The sequence below is a fragment of the Streptomyces scopuliridis genome (assembly GCF_042790125.1).
In the GTDB taxonomy this organism is placed as follows: Bacteria; Actinomycetota; Actinomycetes; order Streptomycetales; family Streptomycetaceae; genus Streptomyces; species Streptomyces scopuliridis_A.
On the sequence record NZ_JBHTZS010000008.1, the window covers coordinates 168,384 to 186,599 of the forward strand.

Sequence of the window (18,216 nt, forward strand, 5' to 3'; positions counted from 1 at the left end):
CTGCGGACGGCGGACGGCGTGTCCCCGTCCGCCCCACAAGAGAGGGGAGGCCGTGTGTTCGGTTCGCGCTGTCGATGATCTGTGACAGAGGGGATCAGCCGGCGGTCTCGTCGGCGGGGAACCAGGTCTCGGCCTCGTGGCGCATGCCGAGGGCGGTGGCCTTGAGGGCGACGGTACGGAAGGGCAGCCTCAGGCGCATGGCCACGGTGGCGAGGGTGGGAAGCGAGATCTCGACCGCGTAGTCGATGTCGACGATGGGTTCCTCTCCGCGCGAGAGGACGTCGATCAGGTCCGCTTCCGCCTTCCGTTCCTGGAGCCAAGTGTCGGGGATCTCGGCGACGTCGTAGCCGAAGTCGGTGAGCGACTGGGCGACTTCCTCCGGAGGGCGTCCCAGGTGCTCGGCCACCGCGTACAGCTGCGTGGGAGAGATCACGGTCGGATCGTTATCCTTGGGCAGAGTCCACCGGAGCGCTTCGACGTCGTGTTCCTTGAACCGGGCGAGCAGCCATTGAGTCGGAGCGCAGCGGTACCCCAGGCCGTTCAGCCTGGCGGCCGTTTCCGTCATGGAGAGGGTGGAACGGCTTGCCCGCTCCGCGATTGCGCCGAGCCCCATCGGGCGATCCGGCTCGGGCCATGCCTTGCTGGACGACGATTCGTATCTCGCGTACAGGAAGTTGATGTCCTGTTTGCTCAGCAGCTTCCCGTCGGTAGGGAGTTCGGGGACCTCGAAGCCCAGCGCGCGCAACCGTACTGCGACCTCCCCCGGTGTCTGCCCGGTGCGGTGCGCCACCCCCACCACGTGAGGCAGCGGTACTTGGCGGTCCACATTGAGGGTGATGTCGTTGTAGACGAGCAGCGCCCATTCGTCGTCCCGGATTGTCAGCCCAGGCGTGCCATGGGAGGGCACGGAGAAGCCGGTGTCTCGCAGCAGTCCAACGACCGCGTGCGTGGTTGCGCCGGAGGCGCGTGCCACGCTGATCAGCTGGGCATAGCTGATCTCCCGGGCCCGATCTGCCGGTACCGGATCCGCGTGCAGAGCCCATAGCCGCTGAAGCACCTCGCGCTCCTCTGCGGTCCAGGCATCGGAGTTCGGATACTCGGAGGGAACGTCGAACCCCAGTTCCCGGAGCCGGTCGGCCGCCTCACGAGTTGAACACTCGGCCATTGCCGCACTGAGGCAGAGCTGAGCCACTGACAGGTTGCTGCCAGGCTCCAGCCAGCCGTCGGTAACCGAGCCCAGCGGGCGGAGCAGAGGGAGGTCCTCCCACCGGACTCCCTCACAGCCTGTCGGAGGAACGACTGAGTAACCCAGGGCTGTCAGGCGTTCAGCAACGGCCTCGGCGGTGAGTTCGGTCAGGCCTACCAGAACGAAGATCTCGTCGAGGGTGACCACCTGCTCGGGATCGCGCCACACGTCAACGCTATGGGCGCTCAGGATCCCGGAGTCCACCAAGGTGCGGGACGGGTTCTTGAGCAAATAGAAAGCGCTGTTGTCCGGTCCGGAGAGCCAATCCTTATATCTCTGGGTCCAGTTGAGCGTGGTGTATGAGCCATTGGCAGTGAGCAGCCGATGGTCCGAGGGGCGTGCGCATGGCAGCGGAGGAGATGCCTGTGCAGCCTCGGTCAGGGAATCTCCCAAGCCGGCCCGGTAGAGCGTGAGCAGTCTCCACCGCAGTACGGGCGTGGGTATCAGACGGAGATAGGACGGTCCGTACGTTTCCGATGCCGCCGGGTAGCGACCGGTGACTAGTGGCAGGAGCGTCTGGTCGGGACGGAAGAACCCCAAGGCGTCGAAGGGGCGCTCGGTGTCCCCCGCAGGCCAGGGCACCCCACTGGTACGAGCGTGTTCGGCGACCTCGTCCCCGAAACCGACAGAGGATCGGCTGGCTTCGAACAGCCAGTCAGGCATCAGAAGCGGTTGCGCGGTCGAGAACAGGCTCGGCAGCGCCTCGCTCAGCACCGCGTTGACATGGTCCTTGTCGTTCGAGCGGACGGTCTTGCGGTCGACGCTCAGCTCCGGCTGGTGCTGTTCGCGGAGATTGACCACGGCGCCAAAGCGCTCCCTGGCGCTGCTGTTGGTGGTCGCCGAGTTAGTACTAGTGAGCAGGCCATCCGAAAGAAAGTGGCCTCTACCGTCCACCCACCATACGTCCGGGTTCTGCGATGGATAACAGGCGCCGGTGCGCCGGAACATCTCCGAGTCATCCGCCCAGGCCAGCTCAGGACCACTGACCGACAGCCGCCCCGGCTCCCATTCGTGCCATCGCGAGCCGTGCTCCGCCCTCGTGCGGTACGGAGCCAGCCACAGCACCTTCTGGAGCGTATCCACGCAGGACACCCGCTCTTTATGGTCGGTCAGCAGCAGCCGCACCGTCGTGCCGGAGTCCGTGCCGGGACCCTTGTCATCGACGCGGAACAGGTTTCCCGGGCCCGCGATCTTGACCACGTACTTGTTGCCGGGCCGGCCGTCGCGGCCCATGCGGCACGTCGTCACCTCGATCTCGTCCGCCAGCATGAAATAGCTCAGCACGCCGATCCCGAAACGGCTGTTGGGGTGCAGCTCGATGCGCGGCTCGCCCAGCTCGGCCCAGGCCGTCTGTTCCTCGATGTACTCCGGCAGGTCGACGAAGCGGGCGCCGCCCTGGGAGAAGACGTTGCGCAGCTCGTCGAGGCCCATGCCGACGCCGTTGTCCCGGCACTCCAGGTACGGGCGGCCCTGGGGGTCGGCCTTCTGGACGAACTCGATGAGGCCGTCCCATTCCGGCGGCGTACCGTCGGTCCTGCGCAGGTATTCCGTACGGCGGTCCCGGTAGCGGACCGCGTCCAGGGCGTTCTGGTACAACTCCCGGATCGCCAGCTCGCGTTCGCCGTACAGCTCCTCACCCATCAGCAGCTCCTGCACCCGGTCCTCGGCGAGCTGGAAGCGGATGCCGTCGGCCAGATGCGTGGGGGTGTTGCCGCTGAGCCTGACGCGGTCGGCGTCGGCGTACGGGGGCAGGGAGCGCAGCGGGGCGAGCGTGGACGTCCGGTTGATGTCGCGGAGAAGCGCGTCCACGCGGTGGGCGTGCTCGCGCAGGGCGATCTGGACGGCCGGGTGCCCGCAGACCGCGTTCAGGGAGCGGCCGAGGCCCGAGGTGCGCCAGTCGGAGCCGCGGATCGTCGTCAGGAGATCGCCGAGGTGCACGCTGTCGGAGATCCCGATGTGCTCCACCAGGATCTCGGGCAGGTCCACCGGGTCCACGGCGAACGCCTGGGCGGCCTTGGCGAGGGACGCGACGAGGGATTCGCGTACCTCGTGTTCGTCCCTCGTGCTGGCGGCGATGACGTCGTAGTCGCCGTCGCGCTGGTCGGTACGGTCCGACCGGTCCGGTTCGCCCGGCCGGCCGGGGGTGTGGCGGGGCACGGCGAACGGCGCCGCCCGCAGCTCCTGGAGGAAGCGCATGAAGCGCTCGCCGGACAGGGCGTCCGTCACCCACTCCGGGCACTCCGGGCCGCCCGGCGGCGGGCCGAGCAGCGTCTTCAGGGTCTGGGACGCGTACAGCTCGGGCTGCCGGACGAGCCAGCGGTGGAAGAGCCACCAGCGGATGCGTTCGGCCGATCCGTCCGAGACACCGCGCTGCTCCAGGGTGCGCAGCCGGCGCTGGAGGCGGGGGAAGCCCTGGGCGAACTTGCCGAAGCGGTCGCGCTCGGGCGTGGACTGATCGGCCGGGCCGGCGGTGACCACGGGCGCCCGCTGGGCCGCTTCGTGCGTCCAGAACGCCTGGCCGAGCAGCGGCAGCAGGACCGTCAACGCGCCTTCGGTCGGGGAGAGTTCCGTACCGGCGGCCAGCCGGCCGGTGAGGAAGCCCAGCCGGTCCTGGGCGCGCTTGGCCAGCTCGGCGTCGTGCCACGGGTCGTCCCGCAGCGTGGCCGCCGCCGTCTCGTACCCCTCGGCGAGCCGGGCGGCGAGGGTGGCGCAGACGTCCTTGAGCGCCTCGCGGGCGGGGCCCGGGGCCGTCCGTTCCCATACGGGGTGGGTGGCGGTGCCGCGTACCCAGGGATGCTCGGCGGCGTCCCGGGCGGGGCCCGGCAGCACCGTGAACTCCTGCCAGGGGATGTCGGTCTCGGCCCTGATCCGCTGGACGGGGGGCGTCTTGCCGTACGCCGTGTGCAGCGCGGTCACCCGGCGCTGCACCTCATCGATGAACTCGCCCATGTGCAGGGTGTGCGGCACATCCGACACGACGTCCGCGACCGCGCGGGAGAAGAGGCTGAACGAGTCCTTCGGCCGGGTGCCCGCGGCGTCGGCGTGCTGGGGGAGGACGGCCTCGGACTCGTCCACGTACAGCGCGTACTGGGCCTTGGAGCACGCGTATACGTACGCGACCTTGCGGCGCAGCGCCGCGGCGATCTTGGGACGTTCCCAACCGGGCATCCGGGTGGGGGACTTGGTCCGGCGGGCGGATCCCTCGCGGCAGGCGTCGATGAGGAAGACCACCTGGCCGGCGGGGGAGTCCTCCAGCTCCTTCTGCCAGCCGATCTCGACGCAGCTCTCGGCGAACGGCTCGCTCTCGTAGTAGGCGTCCTCCGGGACGAGATAGTCCCGGCCGTCGAAGTGCACCCCGTGGCCGCTGAGCATGATGAACAGGGTGTCGCCGCGGCCGGCCTCGCGCAGGAAGCGCAGGACATGGCGGTTGACGGCGTTCGGCGTGATGCCGCGCTGGGACTCGGCGATCTCCACCGGGCGGAACCCCCGGTCGGAGAGCGCGCCCTCCAGCCGCTGGAGGTCGTCGCGGACGAAGGGCAGCGAGCGGATCGTCTCGTCGTCGTACTCGCTGGCTCCGATGAGGAGAGCTTTGTGGCGTGGCAGCGAACGTGGCATGGAGCGTGGCATGGAGCCCCTACGACGGGCGCTTGAACGTCAGAGTCAGCCCGCGGGTGCCCTGCACCTGGCCACTGCCGATGAGCTGGATGCCGCCGGAGGCGGTGACCTGGAAGGAGAGCTGGGCCTCGGCGAGCGGGAGCGCGCCGCCGCGCTCGGCGACCTCCTCGAAGACCTTCTGGAGGGCGTCGACCGTATCGGCCAGATTCTTGCGGAGGGGGCCGAGGGGGACGGAGCGCAGGACGGCCTCGCCGTCGTGGCGGAAGAGGCCGCCCATCGCGTTGCCGTCCTCGTCCTCCTCCTCCACGACGTCGACCCAGAAGGGTAGCGTCTGCCCCTCGGTGTTGTCCGGCGCGTGCTGCGACATTCCGGTCTCCGCCCCCTGAAGCTGATGGTGTCTCAACTCTAGATTGCCGAGGGGGACGTGGGGAGTGTTACGTAACAGACGGCCGGGGTCCGTGACCGTGAGGCTTCAGCGGTCCGCGGACGCGGTGTCCGGCTCGTGGCCCACCGGGGCCCGGTCCTTGGCGGGCTCGGCGGACGAGGCCAGGAGCGAGCCCGCGACCACCCGGCTGCCCGCCGTCGCGCGGTGGTAGCGCAGCGAGAGCGCCGCAAGGCCGATCGCGACGACCGTCATCGCCGCGCCCGCCCAGGCCGTCGAGGCGAAGCCGAAGTCCGCGTCGATGACCGTGCCGCCGAGCCAGGGGCCGCCGGTGTTGCCGAGGTTGAAGGCGGCGGTGGTGGTGGCGCCCGCGAGGGTGGGGGCCGCGGCGGCGATGTTGAACATCCGGGCGTTGAGCGCCGGGGCCGTGAAGAACGCCGAGACGCCGAGCAGGAAGGTCAGCGTGATGACGGCGACCGGGTGCGCGGCGGTGAGCGCCAGCACGGCGAGCAGGACCGTCGACGCGGTGACGCCGCCGATCATCACGCCGAAAAGATGCGCGTCCGCGAACCGGCCGCCGAGCGCCGTACCGATCAGCGCGCCGACACCGAAGAGCGCCAGCACGGTCGGCACCCAGCCGCTGTCGAGACCGGCCACGTCCGTGAGCAGCGGGGCGAGATACGAGAACGCGCAGAAGACACCGCCCGCGGCGAGCGCGGTGACGGCGATCGAGAGCCAGACCTGACGGTCGCGGTAGATGGTCAGCTCCCGCTTGAGCCGCGGCTTCTCGGCGGGCAGCGGGATGCGCGGGATGAGCGTGACGACACCGGCGAGCGCGACCGCCGAGGCCGCGCCGACCGCCCAGAACGCCGAGCGCCAGCCGAGGTGTTCGCCGAGGAACGCGCCGGCCGGGACACCGAGCACGTTCGCGATGGAGAGCCCGCCGATCATGACGGCCATGGCGCGGGCGCGCGCGTTGTGCGGGACCATCGCGATGGCGACGGCCGCGCCGACCGCCCAGAACCCGGCGCAGGCGAACGCGCTGATGACGCGGGAGGCGAAGAGGATCTCGTACGTCGGCGCGAGGGCGCCCGCGACCTGGCCGAGGCCGAAGACCGAGATCAGGGTGATGAGTGTGGTGCGGCGGGGGAGGCGCAGGGTGGCGACGGCGAGGAGCGGCGCGCCCACGACCATGCCGATCGCGAAGGCGGATATCAGCAGCCCGGCCGTGGGGATGGAGACGTTCATGTCGTCGGCGAGGGGCGGCAGCAGGCCCGAGAGCATGAACTCGCTCGTACCGAGGGCGAAGACGGAGAGGCCGAGGATGTAGACGGCGAGCGGCATACGGGCCCGGGCCGGCGACGGGTCTTGGGGCAGGTCTGCGGGCAGGTCCGGGGACGGGAGCGGCTTCGGCGGCGGGGAATCGGCGGAGTCGGGCATGACAGGTGCCAACGCCGATATCGGCCGTGACATTCCGCCGGTTCGGCGTCTCTCAGCTGGTGAGACGGGTGAGGCCGCGCAGCTCTTCCGCCAGGTTCGCGCGGGCGCGCGCCTCCCACTCGCGCGCGCCGTAGGGCGTACGGAACAGCGCGGGCAGGGCGAGCAGCTGCTCCAGTACGGCCGCCCGGCCGCTGCGGAAGGCGTCGTCGGGGACGAAGCCGTACTCCTCCCGTACCGCCGCCGCGTAGGCCGCGTACGCGTCGGGGCCCGTGGCGAGGACGGCGAGGTCGGCGTCGCACAGGACGGCGCCGTTGCGGTCGCCGGGCGCGGCGGCGTGGGTGGTGGTGAGGCGGACGAGCCGGGCGACCTCGCGCGTACGGTCCTCGCTCAGCCGGCCTCGGGGAGGGCGCGTTCGGCGAGGCGGGCGGAGCGTTCCTCGTTCTCGGAGCGGTCTGGGCGGTAGACGGCGTCATGGAACCAGGCGGCGAGACGTACGACGTCGGGGTCGTCGGCGTACTCGGCGAGCGTGTCGACGCGGTCCAGGACGGCGAGCAGATGATCCGTGGTGTGGTACCGGCGCTGCGGCTCGGACCAGCGGGCGAGGAGGCGGTCGGCGTACGCGTAGGGGTCGGGGCCCCCGGCCCTCCCGGCTTCCCCGGCGCCCTCCCGGAGTGCGAGAAGCGTGGTCGCGAACCGGCTGCGCAGATCGGGTGCGGGCATGGGACGACGATAGGGCCGGGCCCCGGGACAGAGAGTCCCGGGGCCCGGCGGGTGTGGTCGTCGCGCGGGGGTCACACGGCCTTGAATCCGCGGAGCCGGAGGCTGTTGCCGACGACGAAGACGGAGGAGAAGGCCATGGCGGCGCCGGCGATCATGGGGTTGAGGAGTCCGGCGGCGGCCAGGGGGAGTGCGGCGACGTTGTAGGCGAAGGCCCAGAAGAGGTTGACGCGGATGGTGGTGAGGGTGCGGCGGGCGAGCCGGATGGCGTCGGCGGCGGCGCGCAGATCGCCGCGGACGAGCGTGAGGTCGCCCGCTTCGATGGCGGCGTCGGTGCCGGTGCCCATGGCGAGTCCGAGGTCGGCCTGGGCGAGGGCGGCGGCGTCGTTGACCCCGTCCCCGACCATCGCGACCGACCGGCCTTCGGCCTGGAGCTTCTTGACGACGTCGACCTTGTCCTCGGGCATGACGTCCGCGATGACGTGCTCGGGGTCGATGCCCACTTCCCTGGCGACGGCGTCGGCGACGGCCTTGTTGTCGCCGGTGAGGAGGAGCGGGGTGAGACCGAGGGCACGCAGCCGGCGGATGGCCTCGGGGCTGGTGTCCTTGACGGCGTCGGCGACTTCGAGGACGGCGCGTGCCTCGCCGTCCCAGGCGACGGCGATGGCGGTGCGTCCGGCGGCCTCGGCCGCCTCCTTCGCGCGCTCCAGGTCCTCGGGGAGGTGGATCTCCCACTCGGCGAGAAGCTTGGTACGGCCGACGAGGACGGCGTGGCCCTCGACGATGCCCTGGACGCCGAGGCCGGGGATGTTGGCGAAGTCCTCGGGCGTGGGGAGCGTACCGACCTGCTCGGCCGCTCCGGCGGCGACGGCCTGGGCGATGGGGTGTTCCGAGGCGTGCTCCAGGGCTCCGGCGATGCGCAGTACGTCGTCGCGGTCCGTGCCGTCGGCGGTGTGGGTGGTGAGGAGGGTCATACGGCCGGTGGTGACGGTGCCGGTCTTGTCGAGAACGATGGTGTCGGCGCGACGGGTGGATTCGAGGACTTCGGGGCCCTTGATGAGGATGCCGAGCTGGGCGCCTCGGCCGGTGCCGACCATGAGGGCGGTCGGGGTGGCCAGGCCGAGGGCGCAGGGGCAGGCGATGATCAGCACGGCGACGGCCGCGGTGAAGGCGGCGGTGAGCCCGCCGCCGTTGCCGAGCCAGAAGCCGAGGGTGGCCAGCGCCAGCGCGATGACGACGGGCACGAAGACGGCGGAGATCCTGTCGGCGAGGCGCTGGGCGGCGGCCTTGCCGTTCTGGGCGTCCTCGACCATGCGGGCCATGCGGGCGAGCTGGGTGTCGGCGCCGACGCGGGTGGCTTCGACGACGAGCCGGCCGCCGGCGTTCAGGGTGGCGCCGGTGACCGGGTCCCCGACGGTGACTTCGACGGGGACGGACTCGCCGGTGAGCATCGACGCGTCGATGGCGGAGGAGCCTTCGACGACGGTGCCGTCGGTGGCGATCTTCTCGCCGGGGCGGACCAGGAAGTGGTCGCCGGTCTGGAGCCGCGCGGTGGGGATGGTGGTTTCGGTGCCGTCGCGGAGGACGGTGACTTCCTTGGCGCCGAGTTCGAGCAGGGCGCGCAGGGCCGCGCCCGCCTTGCGCTTGGAGCGGGCCTCGAAGTAGCGGCCGGCGAGGATGAAGGCGGTGACGCCGGCGGCGGCTTCGAGGTAGATGTTCCCGGCGCCGTCGGTACGAGCGATGGTCAGCTCGAAGGGGTGCGTCATGCCGGGCATGCCGGCCGTACCGAAGAACAGGGCCCACAGGGACCACAGGAACGCGGCCGAGGTACCCACCGAGATGAGGGTGTCCATGGTGGCCGCGCCGTGACGGGCGTTGGTCCAGGCGGCGCGGTGGAAGGGCCAGGCGGCGTAGGTGACGACGGGGGCGGCGAGGGTGAGGGAGAGCCACTGCCAGTACTCGAACTGGAGGGCGGGGACCATCGCCATCGCGATCACCGGCACGGACAGGACGACGGCGGTGGTGAGCCGCTGCCGCAGGGACCGCAGCTCGGTGTCGGCGGTATCCGGTGTGTCCGGGGTGCTGTCGGTGTCCGTGCTCGTCCGGAGGGGCGCGGGCCGGGTGGCGGTGTAGCCGGTGGCTTCGACGGTGGCGATCAGGTCCTCGACCGCGACGTCCTCACCCCGGTAGCTGACCTTGGCCTTCTCGGTGGCGTAGTTGACGGTGGCCTCGACCCCGTCCATCCGGTTCAGCTTCTTCTCGATGCGGGCCGCGCAGGAGGCGCAGGTCATACCGCCGATCATGAGCTCGACTTCGGCGGCTGTGCCTGTGCCGGCTGTGCCGGCGGCGGTCCGTGTGGGGCTCATGGCTGACGGCTCCTTCTCCTCGACGATGTGCATCTTACCCCCTAGGGGTATCTCGCTCCTTCATGTATACCCCCAAGGGGTATCTGGCGCAAGGGTTGCCCATGGATGCGCTGATGCGCGCGGGCGGGAGGGGCCCGTAGGCTTGGATATTGGACTAGACCTATATTCGGTCCCGTCCAGTCATGTCCTCGACCCGCCGGCATACCTATGAATGAGGTCCCATGAGCAAGCGTGCACTCCTGGAGGTGATCGCTCTCGACGCGGAGGACGCGGTCGCCGCCAGGAACGGAGGCGCGGACCGCCTTGAACTCGTCACCGACATGGCGGCGGACGGGCTGACCCCGCCCCGCGAGACCTTCGCGAAGATCCGGGCCGCCGTCGACATCCCGCTGCGGGTGATGCTGCGGCTGTCCGACGGATTCGCGGCGGGCGAGCCACGGGGCGCGGACGCCCTGGTCGAGGTGGCGCGGGGGCTGCGGGCCGAGGGGGCGGACGAGTTCGTCCTCGGCTTCCTCGACGCGGACGGGGCGCCGGACCTGGTGACGGTGGAACGCCTGATCGCGGAGCTGGACGGCTGCCGGTGGACATTCCACCGCGCGATCGACCGCGCGGCCGACCGCGACGCGCTCCGCAAACGGCTGGCGGACCTGCCGGGCCTGGACACGTACCTCACGGCGGGCTCGGCGGCGGGCGTGGACGACGGGCTGCCGACGCTGCTGACGGAGGCGGACGCGGGGGCGCGGGGGGAGCCGGGCTACATACCCCGGCTGATGGTGGGCGGCGGCCTGCGGCTGGACCACTTGGAGGCGCTGCTGGGGGCGGGGGTGGACGCGTTCCACATCGGGGGCGCGGCGAGGTCGGGGGGGTGGGCGGGGGCGGTGTCGGCGGATGCGGTGCGGGGGTGGCGTGCCCGCATGGACGCGTAGCGCCGTCCGGCGGGGGGCGTGGGGTGGTCGTCTTTGGCCCGGGGCCGGTGGTTGTGTGCGGGTTGTTCGGTCCGGGTTGTCTTTGGCCGGGGCCGGTTTCCGGGTGCGGGTTGTCGCCGGGGTGCGCGGTGCGCCTGCCGGCGGGGGGTCGTGGGGCGGTCGTCTTTGGCCCGGGGCCGGTGATGCGGTGCGGGTTGTTGCCGGGTGGCGCTCCGGGGCTCGCGCCCGGGACGGCATGATTTACGGCGCGACTCTGGCCACAGTCAGGACACGGGCGTTCGTGCGCCACAAATCACGCTTTAGTGTCCCGGACACGACCCCTGCGCGCCCCCCTTCACCGCCCGTCACGGACCGGCCCGGCCGGGCGGCGAGTCGCCGGGCCCACCGGGGGGAGGGGGTCGGGGTCGGAGGAGGTGCGTGTCCGGACGTAAAGCGTCGCAGCTCGCGCGAAGCGCGGTGAGGAAAGCAGTCCGGATACGCACCTCCGGAGGCCCCGGCCCCCGGCACCACAACGGCGCCCCGCACCACGGCCCCCGCCGGACGGCGCCCCGCACGCCGTGCCCACGACCCCCCGCCGGGAGGCGCCCCGCCCCCCGGCCACCTACGTCGCCGACAGCGGCCCCGGCAACTCCGTCGCATGCAGGACGATCAGGCCCGACACGGCTCGCGTCAGCGCCACGTACAGCCGCCTGAGCCCCGTCCGCTCGTCCGGTTCGCCGTCTACCACCGCCGCCGGCTCGTCCAGGACCACGTAGTCGTACTCCAGGCCCTTCGCGAGGGACGCCGGGACCAGTGTCAGGCGGGCCTCGGCCGTCGTCTCCTCGCCCGGGGAGAGGTACGGCAGCCCCGCCGCCGTCAGTGCCTCCCGCAGCGCCGGGATACGGGCGTCCGCCGCGATCAGGCCCGTGGAGCCCTCGTGCGCGAGCGACTCCACGCAGGCCGCGACGACGGCCGCGTCCAGGTCGGACAGCCCGGTCGACCCCGCCGGCTCCGCCGGCCCCGCCGCGTCCAGGTCGGACAGCCCGGTCGACCCCGCCGGCTCCGCCGGCCCTGGTACCGGCCGTACCGACAGCGACCCCGGCGACTCCCGTACCGACGCCACCTCCGCCAGCCCCGGCGCGATCGACGGCAGCAGTCTCGACGCGTACGCGATCACCTCGCGCGGTACGCGGAAGCCCGCCGTCAGTTCCTCCACCACCGCGTCCGTCTTGCCCAGGTGCCGCAGCGCGTCGGTCCAGTTCGCCGTCGCCCAGGGCGTCGTCCCCTGCGCCAGGTCGCCCAGTACCGTCGCCGAGCCGGTCGAGCAGCGGCGGCCCACCGCGCGGTACTGCATGGGGGACAGGTCCTGCGCCTCGTCGAGGACCACATGCCCCAGTGAGTGGGTGCGGGCGATCAGATCGCCCGCCTCGTCGATCAGTACCGCGTCCGCCGCCGACCACTTCGCCGACTTCGCGCTCCGCACCGGCTTCGTCCACAGGATCGTCTTCTGCTCGTCCGGCGTGAGGACGTCCTCCGCGTGCGCCGCCAGGAAATCCGCGTCGGAGAGCAGCCGCAGCACCAGCTTCGCCGGATCGACCGGCGGCCAGACGGCCTTGACCGCCGCCTTCACCGCCGGGTTGCGGGCCACCGCGTCCTGCACGCGGTCGTCGGGCGCCTCGCCCGCCTCCTCCATCCGTACGAGCACGGCGTGCGCGATCCGCTGCGGAAGGGCCTCGCGCGCGGCGCCGTACCGCATGTCCCGGGCGAGCAACTGCTCGACCATCTCTTCGAGTTCGTACACCGGTACCCGCCACCGCCGTGAGCCGCGTACGACCACGACCGGCTCCGTCGGCGGCGTGACGTGGGACCGTACGGCCCGGCGCAGGACCTCCGCCATGCGGGCGTCGCCCTTGATGACGGCGGCGGGCGCGGGGTCCGTGCCGCGTACGTCCACCGAGGCGACCAGATCGTCCACCGTCGCCTGCTTGACTTCCAACTCTCCCAGCGCGGGCAGGACTTGCTCGATGTAGTGGAGGAAGGAGGCGTTCGGTCCGATGACGAGCGTGCCGGTACGGGCCAGCCGCTCGCGGTGCGCGTACAGCAGATACGCGACCCGGTGCAGACCGACGGCGGTCTTGCCGGTGCCGGGGCCGCCCTGGACGCAGACGGTGCCGCCGAGGCCGCTCCGTACGATCTCGTCCTGCTCGGGCTGGATCGTCGCGACGATGTCGCGCATCGGGCCGACACGCGGCCGTTCGATCTCGGCCTGGAGCAGCTTGCTGGAGCGCGCGGTCTCGGCCGGGTCGGAGAGGTGCTCGTCCTCGTACGCGGTGATGTCACCGGCCGTGTAGCCGAAGCGCCGGCGCAGTCCGACGTCCAGCGGGTCCTTCTTGGAGGCCCGGTAGAACGGCTGGGAGGCGGGGGCGCGCCAGTCGATGACCATGGGATCGCCCTCGGCGTCGTGGACATGGCGCCGGCCGATGTAGAAGCGTTCCCCCTCGCCGCCCTCGGCCTCGTCCGCGCCCACGGGGTGCAGATAGTCGAGCCGGCCGAAGAAGAGCGGGGTGTGGGCGAGATCGGCGAGCGCCTTGATGCGGTCCTCGATCTGGGCCTCCAGGACGGCGGCGTTGACCCAGTTCGCGGTGACGTCGCGGATGTCGAGCGCCTGGACGTCCTCGCGCATGGCGCGGAGGGCGGAGCGGGAGGCGGTGAGGTGGGCACGTTCCCGCGCCAGGGGATCCAGGGGATCCGGGGCGTCGTCGGCGGGGGGCGTGGCGGGGTCAGGGGCGTGCGCGGACACGGTGTTGCCTCCGGGGGCTTTACGCAGGCCGACGGGCCGCGCCCCGTCGGGCGACGGGCGGCGGTGGCCGTTCGGCGTGGATCACGTCATGGCGTTCGGCCGTCCGGTTTCCGTCCGGACGACGGCGCTCCGCGAGGGAGGCGGGCAAGGTGGGCGATTGTAGCCAGCCGGTGACGGGGAGGCGAATGTTTTTCCGCGGGGGCCGTGGCGGCGGCCTTCCGGCCGGGAGCCCTCGGCGGCGCGAGCGCGTCCGTCCTGCGGGCCATCCGCCGTCTCCGCCCCGTAGGGGATGCCGTTGGACCGTGGTCGTACAGGGCCTCACACGAGGCTCAAACCGGAGAGCGATGACGCACACGGCGCACGTGCCCATCATGGATGTATGAGTACCGCAACCTATACCCCGGCCCATGCCCCGCACGGTTCGCCGCTCCCCGGCGCGACCGCCACGGGCTCCGTCCCCCACCCCGCCCACCACCTGGGCAACGCGCTGCGCGCCGTCAAGGTCTTCGTGAGCGCCGCGTTCAACGTGGCCGTCCTCGGGGAGTACGCGGAGGAGGCGGGTATCAAGCGCCGTTGACCGGGATCACGCCAACCGCGCGCCGTCTCGTCCCGTCGCGCTCCTGAGTAACGCCTCTGATCCACTAGGGTCGCGGCCGTGACCTACCGGACCGTGACGCCCCGTTCACTCGCCGCAGTGGGCGCGCTCGCCCTGTCGCTGGCCGCACTCGCCACTCTCTGCGTCGCCCTGCGCATCCCCATGGCCGACACACTCGTCTACCGTGCGGAGGGTGCTGCCGTCGTGGACGGCACCGACCTCTACGGGTTCACGGTCACCGAGTGGCAACTTCCCGCCACCTACCCGCCGTTCGCCGCGATCCTCTTCGTGCCCACCACCTGGCTGCCCCTCGACGCCCTCAAGGTCGTCTTCGTCATCGGGAACGCCGCGCTGCTGGCGCTGCTCGTACGGCTGTCCTGGCGGTTCGCGGGGATGCCCGCGGGGCCCGTACCGCTGCTGGCCGCCGTCGCCGTCGGGCTCTGGCTCGAACCTGTCTTCCAGACCGTCCTCTTCGGACAGATCAACCTCGTCCTCGTCTGCCTCGTCCTGTGGGACCTGTCGAGACCCGAGCACGCGCTCGGCAAGGGGTTCGCCCTCGGTGTCGCGGCGGGCATCAAGCTGACTCCGGCCGTCTTCATCGTGTATCTGCTGGTGACCGGGCGCGTACGGTCCGGACTGATCGCCCTGGCCTCCCTCACCGGCACGGTGCTGCTCGGGGCGCTCGTACTGCCCGAGGCGAGCGACGAGTTCTGGACGACGCGCGTCTTCGAGACCGGCCGGGTCGGCAAGGCGTGGATCGTCGACAACCAGTCACTGCAAGGGATGCTGGGGCGTCTCCTGCACACCCCGGAGCCGGGTGTGGTGTGGCTGGTGGCCGCCGGGCTCACGGCCGTCGCCGGGCTGTGGATCGCCCGGCGGGCCGTCCTGGGGGCCGGGCTGGAGACCTGGGGCGTGCTGGTCACGGCGCTGACCGCGCTGCTCGTGTCGCCGATCAGCTGGTCGCACCACTGGGTGTGGTGCGTACCGCTGCTGGCGGTGCTGATCGCGGAGCGCCGGTACCGTACGGCGGCGGCGGTCGGGGTGGTCTGGACGGCGCGCAGCTTCTGGATCGTGCCGCACGCGGGCGATCTGGACCTGCGGCTGCCGTGGTGGCAGCAGGTGCCGTCCTCGCCGTACCCGCTGTTCGCGCTGGGGCTGCTGGCGTTCGCGGCGTGGCGCACGGGTCCTGGGGCGGGCGAGGGCTCCGCCCTCGTCCTTCCGGTGCAGCGCGCGGAGGCCGGTTCGGGGGTGAGTACGACGGCGGGTACGGGGTGAGTACGGGCGCCGAAGCGGGGCGTCCCGCCGCGGTGATGTCATCGGACCATGCGAACGACAACGACCGCCCCCGCCTTCACTCCCGAGCAGACAGCCGACCGCGGCGCCCTCCTCGCTCTCCGGCTCTGGGCGCTGGGCGGTCTCGGGCTGCTGCTCGGCGGCTACCTCCTGACGGCCGCCATCGCCCTGATCGACGCGGTCGATCCGGCCGACGGTGTCGGGGGCGCGTACATCAGCGCGGGCTTCTGGTCCCTCCACCTGTCCGGGATCGTCGGCCTGGCCGCCGCGGCGCTGCCCGCGGGCTCGCTGCTGCGGGGCGTGCGGTGCGGTGCGGTGGCGGTGCAGTACGTACTGCTGGCGGCGGGGCCGGTGCTGGCGCTGATGGACTGAGCCCGGCCGGCTCTCAGTCTTCGGCGAGGAGTTCGTCCGCGTCCACGATCCGGTACGCGTAGCCCTGCTCCGCCAGGAACCGCTGGCGGTGCGCCGCGAAGTCCTGGTCGATGGTGTCGCGGGCGACTACCGAGTAGAAGCGGGCCTCATGGCCGTCCGCCTTCGGGCGCAGGACACGGCCCAGGCGCTGGGCCTCCTCCTGGCGGGAGCCGAACGTACCCGAGACCTGGATCGCGACCGTCGCCTCCGGCAGATCGATCGAGAAGTTCGCGACCTTCGACACGACCAGCACCGAGATCTCGCCCTGCCGGAACGCCTCGAAGAGCTTCTCGCGCTGCGCGTTGCTGGTCTCGCCCTTGATGACGGGGGCGTCCAGATGCTCGCCCAGTTCGTCGAGCTGGTCGATGTACTGGCCGATGACGAGCGTCTGCTCGCCCCGGTGCTTGCGTACCAGCGCCTCCGTCACCTTCCGCTTCGTCGCGGTCGTCGCGCAGAAGCGGTACTTCTCCTCCGTCTCGGCCGTCGCGTACGCCAGGCGCTCGCTGTCGGTCAGATTGACCCGAACCTCCACACAGTCCGCGGGAGCGATATAGCCCTGCGCCTCGATCTCCTTCCACGGCGCGTCGAACCGCTTCGGCCCGATGAGCGAGAAGACGTCCGACTCGCGGCCGTCCTCCCGTACGAGCGTCGCCGTCAGCCCGAGGCGGCGGCGGGCCTGGAGGTCGGCGGTGAACTTGAAGACGGGCGCGGGCAGCAGATGCACCTCGTCGTAGATGACCAGGCCCCAGTCGCGCGAGTCGAACAGCTCCAGATGCGGATAGATGCCCTTACGGCGGGTGGTCAGCACCTGGTACGTGGCGATCGTGACCGGGCGGATCTCCTTCTTCGTACCGCTGTACTCGCCGATCTCGTCCTCGGTCAGTGAGGTGCGCCTCACCAGCTCGTGCTTCCACTGGCGGGCGGAGACGGTGTTGGTCACCAGAATCAGCGTCGTCGCCTTCGCCTCGGCCATCGCACCGGCCCCGACCAGCGTCTTCCCCGCGCCACAGGGCAGCACGATCACACCTGAACCGCCGTGCCAGAACCCCTCGACGGCCTGCTTCTGGTACGGGCGCAGCGCCCAGCCGGTCTCGTCCAGCTCGATGGTGTGCGCCTCGCCGTCGACATAACCGGCGAGGTCCTCGGCCGGCCAGCCCAGCTTGAGGAGCGTCTGCTTGATCTGGCCGCGCTCCGAGGGGTGGACGGCGACGGTGTCCGGGTCGATGCGGCTGCCGACCAGCGGCTGGACCTTCTTGGAGCGGAGGATCTCCTCCAGCACGGGACGGTCGGTGGAGGTCAGGACGAGGCCGTGGGAGGGGTGCTTGGAGAGGGTGAGCCGGCCGTAACGGGCCATCGTCTCGGCGACATCGACGAGCAGCGCGTGCGGCACGGGATACCGGGAGTACTCGACGAGCGCGTCGACCACCTGCTCGGCGTCATGCCCGGCGGCGCGCGCGTTCCACAGTCCGAGCGGGGTCAGCCGGTAGGTATGGATGTGCTCGGGCGCGCGCTCCAGCTCGGCGAACGGCGCGATGGCGCGGCGGCAGGCGTCGGCCTGCTCGTGGTCGACTTCGAGCAACAGGGTCTTGTCGCTCTGGACGATGAGGGGTCCGTTCACGCGGCTGCCTTTCCGGATGGCTCTGCACGGCCGAATGGCCAGTGGCCAAATGACCAGTGTCGCGCATCTTCGGCGGATCGGGCGCGGGGGGCGCGTATCCGGGGCGGGCGGGGGCATCCGGGGGCTATGACCGCGGAGACGGAAAGGTCCAAGCAGAAGTCCAAGCAAAGGTCCAAGCAAAGGCCCGAGCAGGCGAAGGCTGTTCCGGGAGGTGTCTCGGGGGGACGCGCGGGGCGTGCGGGACGTGCGGGACGTGCGGCGTTGCGGATTCTCATCGTGACGGTGGCGCTGGTCGCCCTGGCGGGGTTCGCCGCGGTGCTGGCCGAACTGACGCTGACACCGTCCCCCGCGTCCGAGGAGATCGCGGGGGCCAATCTCAGCCCGGGGCACTCGCTGAGGCAGTACGCGGAGGACTACACCTTCCTCGCCGCGTGCAAGCAGATCGGCGGCAATCTGCTGATGGGGGCGCCTTTCGGGCTGATCCTTCCGGTGCTCGTGCCGCGCAGGCTGCGGATGGTGCGGGTGGTGGCGCTGACTGTGGTGGTGATGGTGCTGGTGGAGCTGGCGCAGGGGGCGGTGGTGCGGGGGCGGGCGTTTGACGTGGACGACGTGATTCTGAACACGGGGGGTGCGGTGATCGCGTACGTGGTGGTGGGGAGGGTGATTGGGCGGCGGTTCCATGAGTTGGGCGCGCGGGGCGCGGCGGGCGCGCCGGGTGCGCGTGCGGGTGTGCGTGCGGGTGTGCGTGGGTCCGGCGCCGCCGGGCGGAAGTCGGGGGCAGCCGGGTCTTGGCGTGCGCGGCTTGGGAGGCTTGGGCGGGGCTGAGGT

At 71.4% G+C, this 18,216-nt stretch carries 11 protein-coding genes and 1 pseudogene; 5 read left to right on the top strand and 7 right to left on the bottom strand.

Annotated features, from left to right (window positions below; genetic code table 11):
- Nucleotides 1–94: 94 nt before the first annotated feature.
- The 5 genes and pseudogenes from ACFRKB_RS15385 to ACFRKB_RS15405 all read right to left on the bottom strand — a co-directional run bounded on the left by ACFRKB_RS15385 (nucleotide 95) and on the right by ACFRKB_RS15405 (nucleotide 9,766).
- Nucleotides 95–4,861 (bottom strand): wHTH domain-containing protein, encoded by a 4,767-nt coding sequence (locus ACFRKB_RS15385; protein ID WP_383106262.1) that lies wholly within the window; start codon nucleotides 4,859–4,861, stop codon nucleotides 95–97.
- A gap of 19 nt (nucleotides 4,862–4,880) precedes the next feature.
- Entirely contained in the window at nucleotides 4,881–5,228 is a 348-nt protein-coding gene (locus tag ACFRKB_RS15390; protein WP_383106264.1) for a Pepco domain-containing protein, read from the bottom strand.
- A gap of 105 nt (nucleotides 5,229–5,333) precedes the next feature.
- Complete coding sequence (locus ACFRKB_RS15395; protein WP_383106392.1) at nucleotides 5,334–6,587, bottom strand: Cmx/CmrA family chloramphenicol efflux MFS transporter; 1,254 nt, start codon at nucleotides 6,585–6,587, stop codon at nucleotides 5,334–5,336.
- A gap of 148 nt (nucleotides 6,588–6,735) precedes the next feature.
- Nucleotides 6,736–7,403, bottom strand: a pseudogene (locus ACFRKB_RS15400) (HD domain-containing protein).
- 71 nt (nucleotides 7,404–7,474) lie between these two features.
- Nucleotides 7,475–9,766 carry a heavy metal translocating P-type ATPase gene (locus ACFRKB_RS15405; protein ID WP_383106266.1) on the bottom strand — a complete coding sequence of 764 codons (2,292 nt, stop codon included), beginning with the start codon at nucleotides 9,764–9,766 and terminating at the stop codon, nucleotides 7,475–7,477.
- Between the two features lie 221 nt (nucleotides 9,767–9,987).
- Here ACFRKB_RS15405 and ACFRKB_RS15410 point away from each other — a divergent pair, with 221 nt between their 5' ends.
- Entirely contained in the window at nucleotides 9,988–10,692 is a 705-nt protein-coding gene (locus ACFRKB_RS15410) for a copper homeostasis protein CutC (protein WP_383106268.1), read from the top strand.
- A gap of 601 nt (nucleotides 10,693–11,293) precedes the next feature.
- Here the strand turns inward: ACFRKB_RS15410 and ACFRKB_RS15415 are convergent.
- Nucleotides 11,294–13,471 (bottom strand): HelD family protein, encoded by a 2,178-nt coding sequence (locus ACFRKB_RS15415; protein WP_383106269.1) that lies wholly within the window; start codon nucleotides 13,469–13,471, stop codon nucleotides 11,294–11,296.
- Nucleotides 13,472–13,850: 379 nt separating this feature from the next.
- Between ACFRKB_RS15415 and ACFRKB_RS15420 the strand changes: the two genes are divergently transcribed.
- From ACFRKB_RS15420 to ACFRKB_RS15430, 3 genes are all read left to right on the top strand, one after another.
- Nucleotides 13,851–14,048 (top strand): hypothetical protein, encoded by a 198-nt coding sequence (locus ACFRKB_RS15420; protein WP_365972187.1) that lies wholly within the window; start codon nucleotides 13,851–13,853, stop codon nucleotides 14,046–14,048.
- Between the two features lie 78 nt (nucleotides 14,049–14,126).
- A complete protein-coding gene (locus ACFRKB_RS15425) occupies nucleotides 14,127–15,341 on the top strand; it encodes a glycosyltransferase 87 family protein (RefSeq protein WP_383106271.1) in 1,215 nt (404 codons plus the stop codon).
- A 48-nt stretch (nucleotides 15,342–15,389) separates the two neighbouring features.
- Nucleotides 15,390–15,731, top strand: a complete 342-nt coding sequence (locus ACFRKB_RS15430) for a hypothetical protein (protein WP_383106273.1) — start codon at nucleotides 15,390–15,392, stop codon at nucleotides 15,729–15,731.
- A 13-nt stretch (nucleotides 15,732–15,744) separates the two neighbouring features.
- Here the strand turns inward: ACFRKB_RS15430 and ACFRKB_RS15435 are convergent, their stop codons facing one another.
- Nucleotides 15,745–17,388 carry a DNA repair helicase XPB gene (locus tag ACFRKB_RS15435; RefSeq protein WP_383106275.1) on the bottom strand — a complete coding sequence of 548 codons (1,644 nt, stop codon included), beginning with the start codon at nucleotides 17,386–17,388 and terminating at the stop codon, nucleotides 15,745–15,747.
- A gap of 261 nt (nucleotides 17,389–17,649) precedes the next feature.
- On the opposite strand from ACFRKB_RS15435, the gene ACFRKB_RS15440 reads away from it, so the two are divergent.
- Nucleotides 17,650–18,213, top strand: a complete 564-nt coding sequence (locus ACFRKB_RS15440) for a VanZ family protein (RefSeq protein WP_383106277.1) — start codon at nucleotides 17,650–17,652, stop codon at nucleotides 18,211–18,213.
- Nucleotides 18,214–18,216: the final 3 nt, after the last annotated feature.